Annotated in this window: 22 protein-coding genes; 9 read left to right on the forward strand and 13 right to left on the reverse strand. The window is 56.9% G+C overall.

What is annotated here, in order from left to right:
* Positions 1–3: 3 nt before the first annotated feature.
* The 3 genes from ACR0IY_RS01855 to ACR0IY_RS01865 all read right to left on the reverse strand — a co-directional run bounded on the left by ACR0IY_RS01855 (position 4) and on the right by ACR0IY_RS01865 (position 3,413).
* Positions 4–1,041 carry an enoyl-CoA hydratase/isomerase family protein gene (locus tag ACR0IY_RS01855; RefSeq protein WP_480670148.1) on the reverse strand — a complete coding sequence of 346 codons (1,038 nt, stop codon included), beginning with the start codon at positions 1,039–1,041 and terminating at the stop codon, positions 4–6.
* A gap of 7 nt (positions 1,042–1,048) precedes the next feature.
* Complete coding sequence (locus tag ACR0IY_RS01860) at positions 1,049–2,191, reverse strand: acyl-CoA dehydrogenase family protein (protein WP_480670150.1); 1,143 nt, start codon at positions 2,189–2,191, stop codon at positions 1,049–1,051.
* 106 nt (positions 2,192–2,297) lie between these two features.
* The gene (locus tag ACR0IY_RS01865) at positions 2,298–3,413 is read right to left on the reverse strand and encodes a carboxylate-amine ligase (protein WP_480670152.1); all 1,116 of its coding nucleotides are present in this window, start codon (positions 3,411–3,413) and stop codon (positions 2,298–2,300) included.
* A gap of 138 nt (positions 3,414–3,551) precedes the next feature.
* On the opposite strand from ACR0IY_RS01865, the gene ACR0IY_RS01870 reads away from it, so the two are divergent.
* Positions 3,552–4,403: a class I SAM-dependent methyltransferase gene (locus ACR0IY_RS01870; RefSeq protein WP_480670154.1), complete on the forward strand. Its 852-nt coding sequence runs from the start codon at positions 3,552–3,554 to the stop codon at positions 4,401–4,403.
* A 60-nt stretch (positions 4,404–4,463) separates the two neighbouring features.
* The gene (locus ACR0IY_RS01875; RefSeq protein ID WP_480670156.1) at positions 4,464–4,940 is read left to right on the forward strand and encodes a fasciclin domain-containing protein; all 477 of its coding nucleotides are present in this window, start codon (positions 4,464–4,466) and stop codon (positions 4,938–4,940) included.
* Between the two features lie 51 nt (positions 4,941–4,991).
* Here the strand turns inward: ACR0IY_RS01875 and ACR0IY_RS01880 are convergent, their stop codons facing one another.
* Both ACR0IY_RS01880 and ACR0IY_RS01885 read right to left on the reverse strand, forming a co-directional pair.
* Positions 4,992–5,576 (reverse strand): L,D-transpeptidase, encoded by a 585-nt coding sequence (locus ACR0IY_RS01880; protein ID WP_480671102.1) that lies wholly within the window; start codon positions 5,574–5,576, stop codon positions 4,992–4,994.
* A 198-nt stretch (positions 5,577–5,774) separates the two neighbouring features.
* Positions 5,775–7,274, reverse strand: coding sequence for a CoA-acylating methylmalonate-semialdehyde dehydrogenase (locus tag ACR0IY_RS01885; protein ID WP_480670158.1), 1,500 nt, complete (start codon positions 7,272–7,274; stop codon positions 5,775–5,777).
* Positions 7,275–7,377: 103 nt separating this feature from the next.
* Between ACR0IY_RS01885 and ACR0IY_RS01890 the strand changes: the two genes are divergently transcribed.
* The 3 genes from ACR0IY_RS01890 to coaD all read left to right on the forward strand — a co-directional run bounded on the left by ACR0IY_RS01890 (position 7,378) and on the right by coaD (position 9,352).
* A complete protein-coding gene (locus ACR0IY_RS01890) occupies positions 7,378–8,280 on the forward strand; it encodes a LysR family transcriptional regulator (protein WP_480670160.1) in 903 nt (300 codons plus the stop codon).
* 58 nt (positions 8,281–8,338) lie between these two features.
* Positions 8,339–8,776 (forward strand): CBS domain-containing protein, encoded by a 438-nt coding sequence (locus ACR0IY_RS01895; protein ID WP_480670161.1) that lies wholly within the window; start codon positions 8,339–8,341, stop codon positions 8,774–8,776.
* 84 nt (positions 8,777–8,860) lie between these two features.
* The gene (gene coaD, locus ACR0IY_RS01900; RefSeq protein WP_480670162.1) at positions 8,861–9,352 is read left to right on the forward strand and encodes a pantetheine-phosphate adenylyltransferase; all 492 of its coding nucleotides are present in this window, start codon (positions 8,861–8,863) and stop codon (positions 9,350–9,352) included.
* On the opposite strand, the gene gap (ACR0IY_RS01905) is transcribed toward coaD, so the two are convergent.
* The 3 genes from gap (ACR0IY_RS01905) to gap (ACR0IY_RS01915) form a co-directional block, all read right to left on the reverse strand.
* The gene (gap, locus tag ACR0IY_RS01905) at positions 9,344–10,348 is read right to left on the reverse strand and encodes a type I glyceraldehyde-3-phosphate dehydrogenase (protein WP_480670163.1); all 1,005 of its coding nucleotides are present in this window, start codon (positions 10,346–10,348) and stop codon (positions 9,344–9,346) included. The two genes, coaD and gap (ACR0IY_RS01905), sit on opposite strands and share 9 nt — an antisense overlap.
* 81 nt (positions 10,349–10,429) lie before the next feature.
* Positions 10,430–10,573, reverse strand: a complete 144-nt coding sequence (locus ACR0IY_RS01910; protein ID WP_480670164.1) for a hypothetical protein — start codon at positions 10,571–10,573, stop codon at positions 10,430–10,432.
* A 71-nt stretch (positions 10,574–10,644) separates the two neighbouring features.
* Positions 10,645–11,646, reverse strand: coding sequence for a type I glyceraldehyde-3-phosphate dehydrogenase (gap, locus tag ACR0IY_RS01915; RefSeq protein ID WP_480670165.1), 1,002 nt, complete (start codon positions 11,644–11,646; stop codon positions 10,645–10,647).
* A gap of 181 nt (positions 11,647–11,827) precedes the next feature.
* On the opposite strand from gap (ACR0IY_RS01915), the gene ACR0IY_RS01920 reads away from it, so the two are divergent.
* Positions 11,828–12,790 (forward strand): DUF808 domain-containing protein, encoded by a 963-nt coding sequence (locus tag ACR0IY_RS01920; RefSeq protein ID WP_480670166.1) that lies wholly within the window; start codon positions 11,828–11,830, stop codon positions 12,788–12,790.
* A gap of 57 nt (positions 12,791–12,847) precedes the next feature.
* On the opposite strand, the gene tkt is transcribed toward ACR0IY_RS01920, so the two are convergent.
* On the reverse strand, positions 12,848–14,872 hold the full coding sequence (tkt, locus tag ACR0IY_RS01925; RefSeq protein WP_480670167.1) for a transketolase: 2,025 nt from the start codon (positions 14,870–14,872) through the stop codon (positions 12,848–12,850).
* A 236-nt stretch (positions 14,873–15,108) separates the two neighbouring features.
* Between tkt and ACR0IY_RS01930 the strand changes: the two genes are divergently transcribed.
* From ACR0IY_RS01930 to ACR0IY_RS01940, 3 genes are read left to right on the forward strand one after another with little or no spacing between them, the layout of a single operon-like run.
* Entirely contained in the window at positions 15,109–15,906 is a 798-nt protein-coding gene (locus tag ACR0IY_RS01930) for a hypothetical protein (RefSeq protein WP_480670168.1), read from the forward strand.
* Positions 15,906–16,301, forward strand: coding sequence for a cell division protein ZapA (locus ACR0IY_RS01935; protein WP_480670169.1), 396 nt, complete (start codon positions 15,906–15,908; stop codon positions 16,299–16,301). Before ACR0IY_RS01930 ends, ACR0IY_RS01935 begins: the two co-directional genes overlap by 1 nt.
* Positions 16,298–16,651: an MliC family protein gene (locus tag ACR0IY_RS01940; protein WP_480670170.1), complete on the forward strand. Its 354-nt coding sequence runs from the start codon at positions 16,298–16,300 to the stop codon at positions 16,649–16,651. Before ACR0IY_RS01935 ends, ACR0IY_RS01940 begins: the two co-directional genes overlap by 4 nt.
* On the opposite strand, the gene grxD is transcribed toward ACR0IY_RS01940, so the two are convergent.
* The 4 genes from grxD to purL all read right to left on the reverse strand — a co-directional run bounded on the left by grxD (position 16,652) and on the right by purL (position 20,010).
* The gene (gene grxD, locus ACR0IY_RS01945) at positions 16,652–17,014 is read right to left on the reverse strand and encodes a Grx4 family monothiol glutaredoxin (protein ID WP_480670171.1); all 363 of its coding nucleotides are present in this window, start codon (positions 17,012–17,014) and stop codon (positions 16,652–16,654) included.
* On the reverse strand, positions 17,001–17,291 hold the full coding sequence (locus tag ACR0IY_RS01950) for a hypothetical protein (protein WP_480670172.1): 291 nt from the start codon (positions 17,289–17,291) through the stop codon (positions 17,001–17,003). Before ACR0IY_RS01950 ends, grxD begins: the two co-directional genes overlap by 14 nt.
* 183 nt (positions 17,292–17,474) lie before the next feature.
* Complete coding sequence (locus ACR0IY_RS01955) at positions 17,475–17,711, reverse strand: BolA/IbaG family iron-sulfur metabolism protein (protein ID WP_480670173.1); 237 nt, start codon at positions 17,709–17,711, stop codon at positions 17,475–17,477.
* Positions 17,712–17,850: 139 nt separating this feature from the next.
* The gene (gene purL / locus ACR0IY_RS01960; RefSeq protein WP_480670174.1) at positions 17,851–20,010 is read right to left on the reverse strand and encodes a phosphoribosylformylglycinamidine synthase subunit PurL; all 2,160 of its coding nucleotides are present in this window, start codon (positions 20,008–20,010) and stop codon (positions 17,851–17,853) included.
* Positions 20,011–20,152 lie beyond the last annotated feature (142 nt).

Below are 20,152 nucleotides of genomic sequence, written 5' to 3' on the forward strand. Positions count from 1 at the left end.
GTGTCACTCCTCAAATGTCAGCGTGTCCTTACCCAGCGGCAGCAGCATTTTGGAAACGGCGACGGCGGGGACGGACTGGTCGGCAAATTGCCAGCGCGGGTTGCGGTCTTTGTCTATGATTTGGGCTCGAATGCCTTCCAGAAAATCCCCGTGCTCCATAGCGCGGTAGGTGTAGCGGTATTCAAGTTCCAACGCTTTGCGCTGTGTCAGGCTGGGGCCGCGCAATCTGTGTAGTATTTCCACGGTGCAGGCCATAGACAGTGGGGAGTTGCGCCCCATCATGAGGAGTGTTTCGGACGAGTGATCCTGATCCGAATGAGTCAAACCATTCAGGATGTCCCCCAAACTCTCTCCGGCGAAATGCAAATCTATGTCTGCCTGGCGACGTACCAATTCGCTGTCTGGTGGTGAGACTGAATGGCCTTTTAGGAGTTCAGCGTCACCCGATGCCTCCAACATCTCAATCAAATCAGACCATTGCGCGATGGGAATGAAGTGATCGGCGAAGCCGGCAAATATGGCGTCGCCCGGTCCCATGCGGTGACCGGTTGTGCCCAGATACTCACCCAGCCGCCCCGGCGCTAGGGCAAGCATCAAAGTGCTACCGACGTCCGGGACCAACCCGATTGAACATTCGGGTAGCGCGATCTTTGAATTTTCCCCAACTACCCGGTGACTTCCGTGGCACCCGATTCCGACGCCACCGCCCATAGTGAACCCCTGCAGAAAACTGACAACGGGCTTGGGGTATTCAAATATCAGCGCATTCAGGCGGTATTCATCGCGCCAAAAAATACGGCCGTAAGTATAGTCACCTTTCATGCCAGACGCGTAGAGATCCGCGATATCGCCCCCTGCGCAAAAGGCTTTGTCACCTTCGGCGTCCAAAATGACCAGATCGACCGCGTCATCTTCGCGCCAGTTGCGCAAGGCCGTGTCAATGGCAATGCACATTTCATAGGTCATCGCATTCAGCGCCTGAGGCCTGGTCAACGTGATACGTCCGGCGCGGCCTGTGATGCGAATGTCGATGTCTGGCATCTTGTCCTCAGCGTTCTGCAAGCAACTGGCGGGCCACGATAACCCGCATGATTTCATTCGTACCTTCCAGTATCTGATGCACACGTAGATCGCGGACCAACTTTTCGATGCCGTAATCCGCAAGATATCCGTAACCGCCGTGCAATTGCAGGCACTGATCGACGACTTTCGATCCAGTCTCGGTCACGAATTTCTTGGCCATGGCGCAGAACTTGGTCGCATCCGGTGCGCCCTGATCCAGTTTCCATGCGGCTTGACGCAGAAAGGTGCGGGCGGCCTGAAGTTCAATTTCCATATCGGCCAATCGGAATTGCAGCGCTTGGAACTGGTCAATGGATTGCCCGAATGCTTTGCGTTCGGACATGTACTGCAGGGTCATATTCAGCCCGGTTTGTGCTGCACCCAACGAGCAGGACGCTATGTTCAAGCGACCGCCGTCAAGGCCCATCATCGCGTATTTGAATCCATCCCCTTCGGCTCCTACAAGGTTGCCCGACGGGATGTGGCAATCATCAAACTGTACTTGCGACGTTGGCTGGCTTTTCCAGCCCATTTTCTGTTCCAGCGCGCCAAAGCTGAGGCCTGGAGTTCCATCCTCGACATACACAGTCGAAATGCCTTTGGGCCCGTCCTGACCGGTGCGCACCATGCAGACATAAGCGTCAGAATACCCGCCGCCCGAGATAAAGGCTTTGGTTCCGTTTAGTGTATAACCCTCGTTCGTTCGATCTGCGCGGGTTTTCAGCGCAGCCGCGTCCGAGCCGCTTCCGGGTTCGGTCAGGCAATAGCTGAGGACGGTGTTGAGGCTCAGAACATCAGGCATGATGCGGGATTTCAACTCTTCGCTGGCGAAACTGTCCAGCATCTTGGCGCACATGTTGTGGATCGAAAGGAACGCTGCGACCGACGGGCAGGCCATCGAAAGCGCCTCAAACACCATCGTAGCATCCAAGCGCGTCAGGCCTGATCCGCCGCTGTCTTCGGAAACGTAAAGTCCACCGAAGCCCAACTCACCAATTCGGGGCCAAAGGTCTTTGGGGATGGTGCCTTCCGCCTCCCACTGGCGGGCATGTGGGGCAACGTTGTCCTGCCCGAATTCATATGCCATGTCGAAGATTGCGGTCTGCTCTTCCGTCAGTGCGAAATCCAAGGCTTGCCTCCCACGCTGCCAAATGAATTGAACGACTGTTTATTTCGCAATCCTTACAGAAATTTTGCACGGCCAGCAATCGTCTGCGATGGGTGGTCTGCGCGACTTAAAGGTCCAGGTGATATTCCTCGATCAGGTGCTGTACCACCGCTTTACCAGGGTCATCGCCCCGCGCTTCGGCTTCGGCGTAAATGCGGCGCTGCCGTGTGGCCGACGTTCCGGTTTGCGCAATCTGCTGTAACCGAGCCAGCTCGGTCATGGTGCCCAATGCCTCGGCATCTTCGGCAAGCATTCCCATCAATTCGCCCATTAGTTCGGGCATTGGTTTGATGGAGCGGTCGCCAAAGTCGATCAAACCTTCACCAACACCGTAACGCTGCGCGCGCCAGCGGTTTTCGCCTATCAGGAACTGATCGTAGTGCCGCCACCGAAGATTACGATCCTTCAGGCGGCACAGCATGCGTGTCAAAGCCTGAACCAAAGCGGCCAGAGACAGAGTGTGCTCCATCCTCGGTTGCACATCCATGATCCGCGTTTCCAGAGTTGGAAACCTGTGTGACGGCCGAAGGTCCCACCAGATTTTGCTGGTGTCCTCGATCACGCCCAACTCGACAAGAATGCCGGTGGTGCGTTCATAATCCGCCCAACTGGCCAATACCGGCGGCAATCCTGTACGTGGCAGATTGTCAAAAACAGTCAGGCGATACGAAGAAAGCCGCGTGTCCTCGCCGTTCCAATAAGGTGAAGAAGTAGACAGCGCGAGCAAATGGGGCAGAAAATATGACAATTGCGGCATAAGATCGGCGCGTAGGGCCGGGTCCTCGACGCCGACATGAACATGCATTCCACAGATGAGCATACGCCGCGCGACCCCGCCCAGGGCATGTTGCAGCGCGTCATAGCGGTCTTTGCGGGTGTGGGTTTGATCCTTCCAGTTGGCGAACGGATGACAGGATACGGCGATTGGGGCGAGATTATACTCGGCGGCCCGATCCGCCACACATGAACGCAAGCGCTTTAGGTCTTCGCGAGCCGAGCTGATGGTTGTGTGCGGGCGGGTGCCGACCTCGATCTGGCATTGCAGAAATTCGGGGCTGACCTGTCCTTCGAAGTCGGCCTGGCAGGCTTCCATCAGCGCCGCGGGTGCCTCGGCAAGCTGAAGGCTGTCGCGATCGACCAGTAGATACTCTTCTTCGATGCCCAGCGTGAATTCCTGCTGCATGGCGGCCCTCGCGTTGCTATTCGAAACAGTGAATACGGAAATTCACGTTTTGCCAAGTGTTTGCCCGTGGGGTGCTTGCAGCGCCCCCGTTTGCAGCGCTATGGAGCAAGGAAGAAAATTCCCATCCGGAGCCTTCGCGTGAAACCCAGAAAATTTCCCCGGCTGAATGCCGCTCTTGACCGGTTTGGTGTGAAACTGATCGACAAAGTGAGTGAAAGGGATGAGCGCGCTCGGCTTGAAGAGTTCGAGCGGGCAGGGGGACTAACCCGTCCGGCCTACGCTTTGTCGCCGGGAATGGAGGGGTTTGATCTTGGCCAATTGGCTGCTGAGTACACCCAACATGCCGAAGCGCTGGACGCCCTAAAAGATCCGGAGCGCAATCAGACCGGTTATCGTATTGGCAACGGATACTATGACAGCCCCGATGCAGAGGCCCTGTACCTGATGATCCGTCGCTTCGCGCCCAAACGTGTGATCGAGGTCGGCTGTGGCAATTCCACCCGTGTGACCCGGCAGGCAATCATCGACGGAGGACTTGAGACGCGGATCACCGCGATTGACCCGTACCCGCGCGCGGATATCGCCCATGTGGTAGATCAGTTTGAACAGAAGCGATTGGAAGAGGTCGATCCATCCCTGTTCGAACAGCTTGAAGCAGGCGACGTCCTGTTCATCGATTCAAGCCATGTAGTCCGCATGAGCAACGACGTGGCCCACTTGTTCTGCCGGATCATTCCAGCCCTGAAACCGGGCGTGGTGCTACATGTCCACGATGTTTTTCTGCCCTATGAGTATCCCAAGCGGTTCTTTTATGATTGTCCGGGGTGGGGAGAGCAATACATTCTGCATGCATTGCTGCAATCTGATGCGTATTCAATGCTTTGGCCCGGATACTACCTGCAGCAGGATCGTCCCGATGCCGTCGAGGCTCTGCCGTTCCTCAAGGACGGTCGGGCGCAGAGTATCTGGGTTCAGGTAAAAGAAAAGTGATCCGGCGCGACTAACCCTCCGTACCTCTTTCCATAACAAGCTGGAGAGGAGAGAACAGCCATGTTTCGCCGTACTTTCATGGGCGCCGCCGCCGCACTTGCATTTGCACTGCCGGTCAAGGCAGATGCCGCCGATATTGTGGATACTGCCGTTTCGGCCGGATCATTTAACACTCTGGTCGCCGCAGTGCAGGCTGCAGGCTTGGTGGACACCTTAAAGGGAGACGGGCCGTTCACGGTTTTCGCTCCTACCGACGAAGCGTTTGCCGCGCTACCTGAAGGAACCGTCGAAACACTGCTTTTGCCTGAGAACAAGGACCAATTGGTCGAGATTCTGACGTACCATGTTGTCCCTGCAAAGGTCATGTCAGGCGACATCGCCGGTAAACGCGCAAAAGTACTTACCGTTCAGGGCGACCGGTTGAGTGTGAACGCCAAGAATGGCGTGAAAGTCAACGGCGCGGAAGTTGTGCAGGCTGATATCGAAGCCAGCAACGGCGTCATTCACGTGGTTGATGCCGTCATTCTGCCAGAATAAGACTGTTTGACATGAAAAAAGCCCCGGTTCAGTCTGCCGGGGCTTTTCTTGTTACAATATTCGGACCTTGGTTCCCACTTTGACGAGCGGATAGAGCTCCTCAACGTGCTGATTATAAAGGCCAATGCAGCCGGATGAACTCTGCCGTCCAATCTTGCGTGTGTCATGGGTTCCGTGCACCAGATAGGCAGGCCAGCCCAAATACATCGCACGTGTTCCAAGCGGGTTTCCGGGGTCGCCGCCCTCCATGCGCACCGGCAGGTTCGGGTCACGTTCACGCATGGATGCGGTCGGGGTCCAGCTAGGGTTCTCGGCTTTGCGTACGACCTCGGTGTAGCCGCGTTTGGTTAGTTCCTCGCTCATGGGAACCGAACTGGGGTAAAGTTTGTAAGTCCCGTCGGGGCCCCAATAGTGCACGGCCCGGCTGGTGGTATCCGCCAGCAAGACGCCGACACCAATCTTGTCAAAATGATCTTGCCAGTTCTGCTGTGAGAACGAAGAGACATTGCGGCGCACCGGTAACTGTGTGCTGATGGCGTCTTCCGTCTCGGGGAAGGCGTCCGCGCTCTGCGCTCGCACCAAAGCAGGCGTTGCCAGAAGAGACGCTGCGCCCAACAGCGCAGAGCGGCGGGTCATACGGGAATTTGACAACTTGGCCTCCGGTTCAGGAACTGCTCGAACAATAATTCGCCGCCAAAATATTGCCGGAAGGACAGTTTTTCTAGGGCCTGCCGGCTAAATTTGTTGTGAAGCCACCTTTTTGGGCAGCGCTTTGCCCAAAAAAAACCCGGCCTGGTTCCGGCCGGGTTGGTTTTGTGTTCGCTACAGCTTGGATCAGTCCATGGCTTTGAAGTTGAACTCGCCGCCTTCCTTGATGCCCGAGGGCCAGCGGGACGTGACGGTCTTGGTGCGCGTGTAGAACTTGAAGCTGTCCGGGCCATGCTGGTTCAGATCGCCAAACATGGATTTTTTCCAGCCACCGAAAGTGTGGTAGGCTAGCGGCACCGGGATTGGAACGTTGATGCCGACCATGCCGATATTCACTCGGCTGGCAAAATCACGCGCGGTGTCGCCATCACGGGTGAAGATCGCGGTGCCATTGCCGTATTCATGGTCCATCGCCAGTTTCAGCGCTTCTTCGTAGGAACCGGCGCGAACCGTGCTCAGAACCGGGCCGAAAATTTCCTGCCGGTAGATGTCCATATCCGGAGTGACGTGGTCGAACAGATGGGGACCGACAAAGAAGCCGTCCTCATAGCCCTGAAGGCTAAAGTCACGGTTGTCCACCACCAGTTTAGCGCCTTGCTCGACGCCCGAATTGATAAGGCCCAGGATTCGCTCCTTGGCGGCTCCGGTGACAACCGGCCCCATATCCACGTCGTCGCCGGCGGTATAGGGACCAACCTTCAGTTTTTCGACGCGCGGAATCAGCTTTTCGATCAGTTTGTCGGCTGTTTCTTCACCAACCGGAACCGCAACCGAAATGGCCATGCAGCGTTCGCCTGCCGCGCCAAAACCCGCACCAACCAGCGCGTCCGCGGCCTGATCCAGATCCGCATCCGGCATCACGATCATGTGGTTCTTGGCGCCACCAAAACACTGCGCGCGTTTGCCGTTCGCGGTTGCACGGCTGTATATATACTGAGCAATCGGGGTCGAGCCGACAAAACTGACGCCTTGGATGATTTCGCTGTCCAGAATGGTATCGACGGCCTCTTTGTCTCCGTTCACAACTTGGAACACACCTGCAGGCAGACCGGCCTCGATGAATAGCTCGGCCAGCATCAGCGGGACAGAGGGGTCACGTTCAGACGGTTTCAGGACCACGGCGTTGCCGCAGGCCAGTGCCGGGCCGACATGCCACAGCGGCATCATGGCAGGGAAGTTGAACGGCATGATCGAGCCCACAACACCCAGCGGCTGACGCATCGAGTACATGTCGATGCCGGGACCGGCGCTATCGGTGAACTCACCCTTCAGCATCTGCGGCGCGCCGATGCAGTATTCTATGACCTCCAAACCACGCTGCAGATCCCCTTTGGCGTCCGGGATTGTCTTGCCATGCTCGCGGCTCAGCGCTTCGGCCAGTTTGTCCATATCGCGGTTCATCAGCGCGACCATTTTCATCATGACACGCGCGCGTTTTTGCGGGTTGGTTGCACCCCAAGCGACCTGCGCGGCGGCCGCATTTTCGATGGCAGCGGTGGTTTCGGCTGCGCTGGCCATCGGGCATTTGTACTGCACTTCACCCGTTGCCGGGTTGAAGACATCGTCGAACCGGCCCGAAGTACCGGCCACAAGCTCGCCATTGAGGAAGTGAGTCAGGTCTTGCATAGGAAACTCCTGCGATAAATTTGCGCGCAGAATAGGCTTGCAGAAATTGCGCGAACAGAGGCAATGTTTCAAAAGAGCTTTGCAAAAATGCAAAAGGTTACAGATGACCCCCAATTGGGATGACATGCGGATTTTTCTGGCTGTGGCTCGTGAAGAGAGTCTGTCTTCAGCCGGCCGTATCCTAAAGATTGATCCAGCCACGGTCGGTCGACGCATTGCACGGTTGGAGTCGACCTTGGATTCCGCGCTGTTCACGAAATCCCAACAGGGGTACATGCTGACCGCAGCCGGAGAGAGGTTGCTGGATCACGCCCTACAGGCCGAAGAGTCGATGCGTGCAGCAGCAGGAGCGCTGTCCGGATCGACAAAGTCATTAAGTGGTCAAATACGGATCGGGGCACCGGACGGCAGTGCGAATTACCTGTTGCCGCAGGTTTGCGCCAAGATCAGCGATGCGAACCCCGATTTGGACATCCAGATTTTGGCCCTGCCACGGATTATCAACTTGTCCCGGCGCGAAGCAGATATGGCCGTAACGGTCAGCGCGCCGACCGCAGGAAAATTGCTGGTCAAGAAAGTTAGTGATTACAAGCTGCACATGGTGGCGACGCAGGAATATCTGGATCGAAACGCTCCCATTCGATCAGTCGCTGACCTTAATGGGCACCGGTTGATTGGTTACATCCCGGATATGATCTTTGATCGTGAGCTGGATTATCTCAACGATATCGGTGTTGACCGTGTCGCTCTTGCATCGAATTCGGTGTCTGTTCAACTCAGGCAGGTTTCACTTGGAACCGGTGTTTGCGTGGCCCACGACTTCACCCTGCCGTTCCACCCAAACTTGCGGAAAATCCTGACGGATCAAGTGAGTCTGACACGCAGCTTCTATTTGGTCCGTCATCAGGGGGATCAGCGCAATGAACGGCTCAACCGCTTTGCCGAGGCCCTTACGCATGGGATACGCGACGAAGTTGCGCGGTTAGAAGCCGATGCCGGTGCTTGACAGGTCGCTTTAATCGCGCAACGCTTTGGATAACTTTATTATTTCGGAGGTGTTCTTCATGCTCGTTCAGGCCATTCTGAAATCCAAGGCTACAGAAGGCGTGGTGACAGTCGAACCTTCGGCGACGGTCTCAGAGGTGTCGAAAATCCTGGCAGAGAAACGCATTGGTACCGTTGTCGTGTCTGAAGACGGAGGGCAAACGGCAGCTGGTATCTTGTCAGAACGGGACATTGTCCGCGAACTGGCCGCCAGCGGCAGTGGGTGTCTGACCCAACCTGTCAGCGCGTACATGACGCAGGATTTGGTGACGACAACGCGGCAGGCGACCGTTCAGGATATCATGACCCAAATGACCGAAAGACGCTTTCGGCACATGCCCGTTGTCGAAGATGGCAAATTGATCGGCATAGTGACTCTAGGAGATGTGGTTAAAGCCCAACTGGCAGAGCTGGCAATGGAAAAAGACGCCCTCGAAGGCATGATAATGGGTCACTGAAGAAGCGGCGCGCGAAGCAACCTCTTGCGTCAACAGTTAAGGTGTGTTTGCTAGCGCAGAAATTCCACGACGCAGGAGGGTGTGATGCGGGTAGGTCTTTACCCCGGAACCTTTGACCCGATAACGCTGGGCCACATCGATATTATTCGGCGGGCTACGGCTTTGGTCGATAAACTGGTTATCGGTGTCGCTATCAACCGCGACAAGGGTCCTCTGTTTTCGCTGGAAGAACGGGTGGCCATGATCGAGGCCGAATGCGCCCATTTGACAGACCAGACCGGGACCGAAATCGTCGCCCATCCCTTTGAGAACCTGCTAATTGATTGCGCCCGTGACGTGGGCGCTCAGATCATAGTGCGAGGTCTGCGCGCTGTAGCGGATTTTGAGTATGAATTCCAAATGGTTGGTATGAACCGCGCCTTGGATAACTCGATCGAGACAGTGTTTCTGATGGCGGAGGCGCGGCATCAGGCCATCGCCTCGAAGCTGGTTAAAGAAATCGCTCGGTTGAATGGGGACGTGTCAAAATTTGTCACGCCCCAGGTCAATGACGCGCTGCTCGAGCGGTTAGGCTAGGGCGCCCATCGCGGCGGCTGTATCAAGCATTCGGTTCGAGAAACCCCATTCGTTGTCATACCACGCCAGTACCCGAACCAGGGTGCCGTCTGTGACTTTGGTCTCGGCCAGAGAAACGGTTGAGCTGTGGGAGTCGTGGTTGAAATCCATCGAGACCAATGGACGTGTTTCAGCAGCCATTACGCCGGGGATCTTTGCTGCCGCCTCGACGAACAGGGCGTTAACTTCGTCTTCCGTTGTCGGGCGGGATACTTCGGCAACCAGGTCAACGACCGAGACGTTTGGTGTGGGAACGCGGATCGCCTGTCCCGTCAGCTTACCGGCCAGCTGTGGTAAAACCAAACCCACGGCAGCGGCCGCTCCGGTTGTTGTTGGAATCATCGACAGCGCAGCTGCACGAGACAGATAGGGATCTTTCCCGGCCGTATCATGGACGGGCTGGCTGGCAGTGTATGCATGGACCGTGGTCATGTTGCCGTGCACGATGCCAAGTCCGGTATCCAATGCTGCTGCAACCGGCGACAGGCAATTGGTTGTGCAGGAGGCATTTGAGACTATCGTATCATCGGCGGTGAGTTCATGCTCGTTCACGCCGAAAACCACGGTTTTGACGGCGCCATCGCCGCGTGCAGGTGCCGAGATCAGGACTTTTTTAGAACCGTTTTTCAGGTGCCTGTCTGCAGCTTCACGCGTGCGAAATACACCGGTGCACTCCAGAACCACATCGACATCCGACCAGTTCAACGCTTCGGGATCGCGCTCGCTGGAGAGGCGGATCGGGCCCGCGCCAACGTCAAGTCCTTCTTCGGTCAGTGTGACCTTGTTTTGATAGCGACCGTGCACGCTGTCAAATTCGAACAGATGCGCGTTCATTTCGGGTTTACCCAAGTCGTTGATGGCCACGATTTCCACGTCCTTGCGACCTGTTTCCATCACTGCGCGCAATACTCCGCGACCGATCCGTCCAAATCCGTTGATTGCCAGCTTGAGTGTCATTTTCCGCTCCGTCCGTGTGCCCGCATTGATAAGTTAGCGCTAACAACGACGGATCAAGGCAAAAGTCAAGAAAAACCTCAATCAGCGCCAGAAAGCGAGCCAGTCCAGAAAGGCGTAGAATTTCTTACCGAGGAAAATCAGGTGGTCGGGTCCAAAGACCGCATAATCGATAATGATCGCACCAAGGATCATTAGGCCAAGCCAGATAGCGATTTGGTTGGTCATAGCGGCCCCGAACGAAAATGCCCGCCCAGATAACCTGAGCGGGCAAAAAGGTTCAAGATTTCAATCGGGTCTTAGTTAAGCCGACCCATGGCAACGGCGACATCGGCCATACGAACCGAGAAGCCCCATTCATTGTCGTACCACGCAAGGACACGTACCAGACGTCCGTCAACAACACGGGTCTGTTCCGGTGCAAAGATCGAGCTTTCCTCGGTGTGGTTGAAATCGGTCGAGACCAGGGGCGCGGGCTCATAACCCAGAACGCGCTGCATCGGGCCTTGCGCGGCCTCGCGAACGATCTCGTTAACTTCTTCGACCGAGACATCGCGCGAGGCGCGGAAAGTCAAATCAACGGCCGAAACGTTAGGAGTCGGCACGCGGATCGCCGAACCATCCAAGCGTCCTTTCAGGTTCGGCAGAACCTCACCCAGAGCTTTGGCAGCGCCGGTCGAGGTCGGGATCATCGACATCGCTGCTGCGCGGGCGCGGTACAGGTCGCTGTGGCGACGGTCCAGCGTTGGCTGGTCGCCGGTATAGGCGTGGATCGTGGTCATGATGCCGTTTTCGATACCAACACCTTCGTCCAGTACCTTGGCAAGCGGAGCAAGGCAGTTGGTGGTGCAAGAACCGTTGGAAACCATATTGTCGTTTGCTGTCAGAGTGTTGTGGTTCACACCGAATACGATGGTCTTGTCTACGTTCTTACCCGGCGCGGACAGCAGTACCTTTCCAGCACCACGTTCCAGATGGGTTTTGGCCTTGGTGCCGTCGTTGAACTTACCGGTACATTCCAGAACGACATCGCAGCCATCCCAATCCAGTTCGTTCATGTCGTAGGTCGAAAACATCTCCATTGGGCCGCGGCCCAGGTCCATGGTGTTGCCATTTATGGTGACATCGCGGGGAAAACGGCCGTGGACGCTGTCGTACTTCAGCAGATGAGCCGAGGTTTCCAATGGCCCGGTCGCGTTGACCTTGATCACTTCGATATCGTTCCGGCCCGACGCGGCGATGTGCGACAGGGTGCAGCGGCCAATGCGGCCAAATCCATTGATCCCGACCTTGATGGTCATATGATGTCTCCAAATGCGCTTGCTTTGCAGGCCATATAGCGGCGATTTCGGAATCTCAAAAGGGCAAAAGTGGCATATTTTTAACGTGTTAGCGCAAACCTCAGGCGATTGCGCTAACGCTTGCGCTAGCTGTGAGATCGGGTAGGGTCCGCATGCGGCAGGTGACAGGAAAGGATGCGCAATGAGCGGTCTGTTGGCCCTTTTGGATGATGTGGCGGGGATCGCCAAGGTGGCGGCGGCATCAGTGGACGATGTCGTGGCAGCTGCCGGGAAGGCTGGGGCCAAGACGGCAGGAGTGATCATCGACGATGCTGCGGTGACGCCAAAATATGTACAGGGATTTGCACCAGCGCGGGAATTGCCGATTATCTGGCGTATTGCGCGTGGGTCGGTGTTTAACAAGATTGTTCTGTTGCTACCGGTGGCCTTGTTACTGGCCAATTTCGCGCCTTGGCTGATAACTCCATTGTTGATGATCGGAGGGTCATATTTATGTTTCGAAGGGGCGGAAAAGATTTTTCACGTCCTTTTCCCTCACGGCAGTCACGCCATCGAAGAAGATATGAACGTTCGTGACCCCGGTCATCTTGAGGAGCAAAAGGTAAAGGGCGCGATCAAAACAGATTTCATCCTATCCGCTGAAGTCATGACCATCGCACTGGCAGCAATCGAGGCCCCGAACCTGTGGATGCAGGCCGCTACTCTGGCGGTGGTCGGGCTTGGAGTAACGCTGGCCGTTTATGGCTCGGTTGCTTTGATTGTGAAAATGGATGATGTGGGCCTGTATTTGGCTCAGAACGCTCCGACTCCTGTTGGCCGTGGGTTGGGGCGCGGGCTGGTCAAGGCGATGCCCGGCGTGATGAAAACCCTGTCCATCGTCGGAACGGCGGCGATGCTGTGGGTTGGCGGGTCGATCATGATCCATGGGATGGAAGTTCTGGGTTTTGGCTGGCTGGGGCACCATATTCACGATTGGGCTTACGCAATTGGACATTCCGTGTCCGAACCCTTGGTTGGTGTGGTGGAGTGGATATCTAAGGCAACGATGGATGGAGTGTTCGGTCTGGCTTGGGGGCTGGTTCTGATCCCTGTAGCCACCAAAGTGATCGGGCCACTTTTGTCCAAGAATTCGGGCGCGCACTAAAAGTAAAATGAAAAGGGCGGCCTTAGCCGCCCTTTGCTCGGTCTTTTGTGGGCTGGTTTACAGGCCCAGCAATTCCTTGACCTTGGCAGCGGTTGCATCGGCAGTGATGCCGAAATGCTTGTAGAGCTCGCCAGCGGGGGCCGATGCGCCAAAGCCTGACATGCCGATGAAACCAGCCTTGGCTTCGCGGCCACGCTCGCCCAGCAGCCAACGGTCCCAGCCACCGGCGCGGACGGCGGCCTCGATGCCGACGCGTACGGCGCCAGCCGGCAGAACGCGTTTGCGATAGGCTTCGTCCTGTTCAGCGAACAGTTCCATGCAGGGCATAGAGACAACGCGGGTGCCGATGCCATCAGCTTCAAGCAGCGCCTTGGCCTCCATGGCCAGCGACACTTCGGAACCGCTGGCGATCAGGATAGCCTGACGCTTGCCTTCTGCTTCGGCCAGAACATATGCGCCTTGCGCGGTCAGGTTCTTGGTCTTGTGCTGAGTCCGCACGGTCGGCACGCCTTGACGGGTCAACGACAGGACCGAAGGGCTTTCCTTGAAGGTCAGCGCCAGTTCCCAAGCCTCGGCGGTCTCAACCGTGTCGGCGGGGCGGAACACATAGGTGTTCGGTGTCGCGCGCGAGATGGCCAAATGCTCAACCGGCTGGTGGGTCGGACCGTCTTCGCCCAGACCGATCGAGTCGTGGGTCATCACAAAGACGCTGGGTACTTTCATCAAGGCGGCCAGACGCATGGACGGGCGCGCATAGTCGGTGAAGGCCATGAATGTACCGCCATAGGGGCGGATACCACCGTGCAGCGCCATGCCGTTCATCGCAGCGGCCATGCCGTGTTCACGGATACCGTAGTGGATATAGCGGCCCTTGCGGTTTTCCGGCAGGAACACGCCCATATCGGCAGATTTGGTGTTGTTCGATCCGGTCAGGTCGGCCGAACCGCCAACGGTTTCAGTCATGATCGGGTTCACGACGTTCAGAACCCTTTCCGATGACGCGCGGGTGGCTAGTTTTGGCTGATCTTCCGACGCTTGTTTTTTGAAAGCACGGATCGCGCCAGCCAGTTTTTTGGGGGCTTCAAAGGCATAAGCGCGGTTGAATTCGGCCTGCTTGCGCTCGGACAATTGTGCGAAACGGTCTTCCCAGGCGGCACGCTCGGCAGCACCACGTGCGCCGATGGCTTCCCATGCCGACTTTACGCTGGCGGGAATTTCGAATGCGTCATGTGGCCAACCATACCCTTCTTTAGCAGCTTTCAGTTGGTCTTGATCGGTCAACGCACCGTGACCCTTCGAGGTGTCTTGCGCTGCATGACCCAGAGCAATGTGGCTTTCGCACGCGATCATGGTCGGTTTGTTCGAGGCTTTAGCCTGAATAATTGCTGTGTCGATAGCTTTGGGATCGTGACCATCGATCTCGATCACATGCCAGCCCGAGGCCGCAAAACGGCGCACTTGATCCGTGCGGTCTGCCATGTCGACGGTACCGTCGATGGTGATGTTGTTGTTGTCCCAGAAAACGATCAGCTTGCTCAGTTCGTGGCGACCGGCCAGTGTGATCGCCTCTTGGCTGACGCCTTCCATTAGGCAGCCGTCGCCTGCGATGACATAGGTGTAGTGATCGACAACTTTCTTACCGTAATGCGCGCGCTGAATTTCTTCGGCCATAGCAAAACCCACGGCGTTCGAGATGCCCTGGCCCAGAGGTCCAGTCGTGGTCTCGATCCCGTCGACCAGGAAGTTTTCCGGGTGGCCCGCAGTTTTCGCGCCCAGTTGGCGGAAGTTCTTGATCTCGTCCAGCGTTACGTCGCCATGGCCTGTCAGGTAAAGCAGCGAATAGATCAGCATCGAGCCGTGACCCGCCGACAGAATGAACCGATCACGGTCGGGCCAGTTCGGGGCCGAGGCATCAAACTTCAGGTGCTTTTCGAACAGCACGGTCGCAACGTCGGCCATGCCCATAGGCATACCGGAATGGCCGGAATTCGCGGCGGCGACGGCATCAAGGGTCAGGGTGCGGATGGCCGCAGCTTTGTCCCAGTGTTCGGGGTTTGCATTGCGCAGCGCAGTCAGGTCCACGAGCATTGTTCCTTTGGATTACAGGCAGATGTGGCGCTCAATACCATTCAGCCCTCAAAGTGCAAGCGGAACTGGCTGTTCAAGTAGAGTGGTAGGTAAAGAAAGCGGCTCAAGTTGTTGAAAGCAAACAGTGGGTATTTTCCGGCTCGTTAGGTTAGACTGGCTTAAGACGCGGATGATGTTGATTCGGACAGACCCGCGAGACGAACGAACCTTGGTAAAGAGGTGGCAGGGGCATGAGTCAGATCGAGGAATTACAGCGCCGCATCGTTGCCGCGATGGAGCGGATTGGAACCGGTGTCGAGGCATTGCGTGACGCACCTCCGGTGGCGTCCGGCGCAGATGATACGCTACGCGCGGCACTGGACGATGAACGGGTTGCCAATGCACAATTGGAAGAGCGTTTGAAATCCCTGAAGGAACGCCATGAACAGGAAGTCGACGCCATGCGCGCCGATATGGAAAGCCTGCGTGCGGCACCTGTTGAGGATCCGGAAAACGAGGCGCTGCGTGAACAGTTGGCTGAAGCGACGGCCAGACTGGCATCGGTTGAGGCCGCTCGTGCAGAACTGGCCGACGCCAAGGCCGCGCTGGAAAATCAGGACGAGTTGGAAACGCTGAAGTCCGAGAATGCTGAACTGAAAACCGCAATTGAAGCAGCGCAAGAGCTTGGGGCCGAAAACGCCCGTTTGCGGTCTGAATTGGCGGATAGCGAACGCGTGGCCGAATTGAGTGCCGAGCTGGAAATGTTGCGTGCGGAGCGCTCCAGCCACGGGGCTGCGATGTCGCGGTTGGACGATGACTTGCAGCGCATGCGCAAAGCGAATGAACAATTGCGTGCGTCGGTTGATGAACTGCGCGCCGCAAGTGCCGAGGGGGTGCCGGATGCCGCATTGCTGAACCGCGCAACCGAGGCCGAGCTTGAAGCCACACGTGCGGCGCAAGCAACGGATGCGGCCGAAGCGCATGCGGTTCTGGCCCGGCTGGAGCCGCTGTTATCTCGCGCAAAACTGGCAGAAGGGGAGGTTGAATAATGCCCGAAGTAACCATTCATATTGGTGGGCGCGGATTTGACGTCTCGTGCCAGGATGGCGAAGAAACGTTCCTTCAATCCGCAGCCAAAATGCTGGATGACGAAGCGCAGGTTTTGTCCGATCAGATTGGTCGCATGCCGGAATCGCGAATGTTGCTAATGGCCGGGTTGATGCTTGCGGACAAGACGGCCGGTACCGAAGACAAGATCAGGGCGCTTGAGACGAAACTGATCGAGGTCGAGGCCGAGTTGCAGACGCTCAGATCCATGCCGCAGCCGGAACCTGAACGGATCGAGGTGGCCGTGGTTCCTCCATTCGTAACGGACACACTTGCCGAGATGGCCGCGCGGGCCGAAGCGTTGGCGTCGGTGATTGAAGAAAGGTCCGCCGGATGAATAGTCTGCAAACGGGTGTCATCGCCATGGCGATGACGCTGGCGGGCAGTGTCGTGTGGGCCGAAATAGATATTCTGCCCGTTACGTTCACCTGCGAAAACGGGGCTTCGTTGCAAGTCGCCTATTTCAACGCACCGGACGGGTCCAGTGCAGCGGCGATGATGGTCGACAATCAGTTGGTCACTATGCGCCAAACCTTAAGCGGGTCGGGAATTCGTTACGAATCCGAGGGTGGAGCAGGGACCTATATCCTGCGTTCCAAAGGCTGGGACGCTACGGTGAGCTTTCTGGCGACAGGAGAAGATGCCGCCAGTGAGCAGGTTGTTTTGCAGAACTGCGTCAGCCGCTAATTAGGCGTTGGCCTCACGAATTTTGTCGGCTGCTTCTTTGTTGTAGCCGACACCGTTGTCGTCAAACAGCGTGTCCAACTCGCCGGACAGTGTCATCTCGGTGATGATGTCACAGCCGCCGACGAATTCGCCTTTGACATATAGCTGAGGCACGGTCGGCCAGTCGGAATAATCCTTGATACCCTGGCGCACCTCTTCATCGGCCAGAACGTTCACGTCGGTATATTCCACACCCATATAGTTCAGAACACCAGCAACGCGGGACGAGAAACCGCACTGCGGCATCTCCTTGGTGCCTTTCATGTACAGCACCACATCGTTGGCTTTAACGGTTTCGTCGATCTGGGTTTTAACGTCGCTCATCTTGCTTGTCCTCTTCACCCGCATCCGGGTCAGTCGTTTCAATCTTTGACGGGTCGGGGCCCCATCCTTCTTCTTCAAGCCGCCGATGTTCGGCCTGAGCTAAAGTCAGCGGATCAAGTCCGTATCTTTCGATGCCGCCAACCTTGCTGATCTTATCCGGGTCCGGTCGCATGTCGGCGAGGTTACGTTTTCTGTTGCGCTTCACATAGGCTTCGATCAGGGCGGCGGCAACTATGAAAGCTGCGATGATGCATATCCAGATCGGCCAGTTGCTCATTTTTCTGTTCTCAACCCTGACGGCGTTCGAATTCACGGCGTCTCATTTTCCGTGTCACTCGCCAGTAATTCGGTCCATAATTCAGAAGTTCCGGTAGGTCGCAAAACAACGTCGAAATGACGTGGGCAATATCAAAGACCAGATTGGTTAGCCTCAGCAGAACCCAACCAATCGGCTCATCCATTACTCGGGCACTTTTGTCGTCAACGCCAGCGCGTGCAATTCCCCATCTGGGCCGTCCATCTTGCCCTTCAAGGCCGCATAAACTGCACGTTGCTGCTGAACCCGGTTCTTGCCGCGAAAGCTTTCGTCCACGACCATGGCGGACATATGCACACCGTCATGCCCGCCGACCTGAATATCCGCATCTGGAAAGGCTTCGCGCAGCAGGTGTTCGATTTCGTGGGCGCTCATCGGCATGTAGGTTTCTCCTGAAGGTCTTTCCCAAGATGTAGAGCGCGCGGACGGGGCGTGCAAGGGCGTGTTGGGGCCAGAGAAACAACAAAACCTGCGTCGGTGGGGACGCAGGTTTCGTGTTTGGATCTTAGATTGTGCTTTATTAAGCGACGGCCTCGGCAAAGCTGTTACGGAACGTTGCGGTCAGCTCCTCCAGCGACGCCTCGGAGTTGCCGATCCGAACGTTGTCACCGGTGAAGCGGCCAACAGAAACCAGAGGTACCCCGGCCTGTCCGGCAGTGATCATCAGCGCCTCGGCCTGATCGAAATTGCAGGCGACCAAATACCGGGCCTGATCTTCACCAAACAGGAATTCGGTCACTGCATCGTCGAGGTGAACGCCAACGCCTGCGGCCTCGGCCAGTTCAAACGCGGCCAGCGCAAGGCCGCCGTCACCCAGATCGGTGCAGGCCTTGATCATGTCGCGGTTGGCTCGGATGAAATCACCGTTGCGCTTTTCGGCTTCCAGATCGACATGCGGTGCGTCACCGTCTTCGCGGTTGAACACTTCGGCCAGCAGAGCGGATTGCCCCAGATGGCCGTTGGTTTCCCCGATAACCAGAGCAACGTGGCCTTCGCGAACCTCGTTGCCGATGATCTCGTCTGTGTGGCTTAACAGGCCAACTGCTCCGATTGTGGGTGTGGGCAGGATCGCCTGTCCGTCGGTCTCGTTATAAAGCGAGACGTTGCCCGACACGATGGGCATATCCAGAGCGGCCACGGCTTCGCCGATCCCTTTGATTGCTCCGACGAACTGACCCATGATCTCGGGCTTTTCGGGGTTGCCGAAGTTCAGGTTGTCGGTGGTCGCCAGTGGTTTCGCACCCACAGCGGTCAGGTTGCGATAGGCTTCGGCCACGGCTTGTTTGCCGCCCTCAACAGGGTTGGCGCGGACATAGCGGGGCGTCACGTCGCTGGTGAAGGCTAGCGCCTTGTCAGTGCCATGCACGCGGACCATACCCGCACCCAGACCCGGCGTGCGCGCGGAATCTGCCATGACCATGGTGTCGTATTGTTCGTAAACCCACTGTTTTCCGGCATAATTCGGCGAGCTTAGCAGAGCCCGTAGACCGTCAATGGGATCGATCTGGGGAACTTCTGCCAATTCTTCGGCCTCAGGGGTCGGTTCCCACGGGCGGTCATATTCCGGTGCGGTCGAGGACAGCTTGGACAGAACCAGATCGGCTTTGACCTCTCCGTTGTGGACGATCAGGAAGCGGTCTTCTGCGATTGTTTCGCCAACGATGGCAAAGTCCAGATCCCACTTTTCGAACACGGCACGGGCTTCTGCCTCAAGCTCGGGCTTAAGTACCATCAGCATGCGTTCCTGAGATTCGGACAGCATCATCTCATAGGCCGTCATGTTCTCTTCGCGCTGTGGAACGTTCTCAAGATCCAGACGCACGCCCAGACCGCCCTTGTCGCCCATTTCAACGGCGGAACAGGTCAAACCAGCAGCGCCCATATCTTGAATCGAGATTACGGCACCGGTCTGCATCAGTTCCAGCGTCGCCTCCATCAGGCGCTTTTCAGTGAAGGGGTCGCCAACCTGAACGGTGGGGCGCTTTTCTTCGATTGTGTCGTCGAACTCGGCCGAGGCCATGGTTGCGCCACCCACACCGTCACGTCCAGTTTTGGCGCCTAGGTAAACCACTGGCATGCCGACACCCGAAGCAGCCGAATAGAAGATCTTGTCACTGTCTGCCAAACCTGCGGCAAATGCGTTTACAAGGCAGTTGCCATTATAGGCCGGGTGAAACCGAACCTCACCGCCGACGCAGGGAACACCGAAGCAGTTGCCATATCCGCCGATACCTTCGACTACACCGTTGACCAATTGACGAGTCTTGTGGTGGCCGGGCTCACCGAAGGACAGAGCGTTCATGGATGCGATAGGGCGCGCGCCCATGGTGAAAACATCACGCAGAATACCACCAACCCCAGTCGCCGCGCCCTGATAGGGCTCGATGTAAGACGGGTGGTTGTGGCTTTCCATTTTGAACACGACCGCTTGCCCGTCGCCGATATCAACTACACCAGCGTTCTCGCCCGGTCCGCAAATGACCTGGGGCCCCGAAGTGGGTAGGGTTCGCAGCCATTTCTTGGACGACTTATAGGAGCAGTGCTCGTTCCACATAGCTGAGAAAATGCCCAGTTCGGTGAAGGTCGGCTCGCGCCCGATGATCTCGAGGATCATGTCGTATTCATCGGGCTTGAGCCCGTGTGCAGCAATCAAATCGGGTGTGATGGCGGGCTCTTGCATCTTCTGTCCTGTGTCCAAGTGGGCCGAGATTGCGCGCCTTTTAGGGCAAGGGCGCGCCGGTGGAAAGGGTTAAGACCAGGAACGCAGGGATCGAAGTGCTGTCGCGGCACAAAAAAGCCGCCCAAACAGTTCATCCGGGCGG

The organism is Ruegeria sp. BC1 (genome assembly GCF_056539305.1).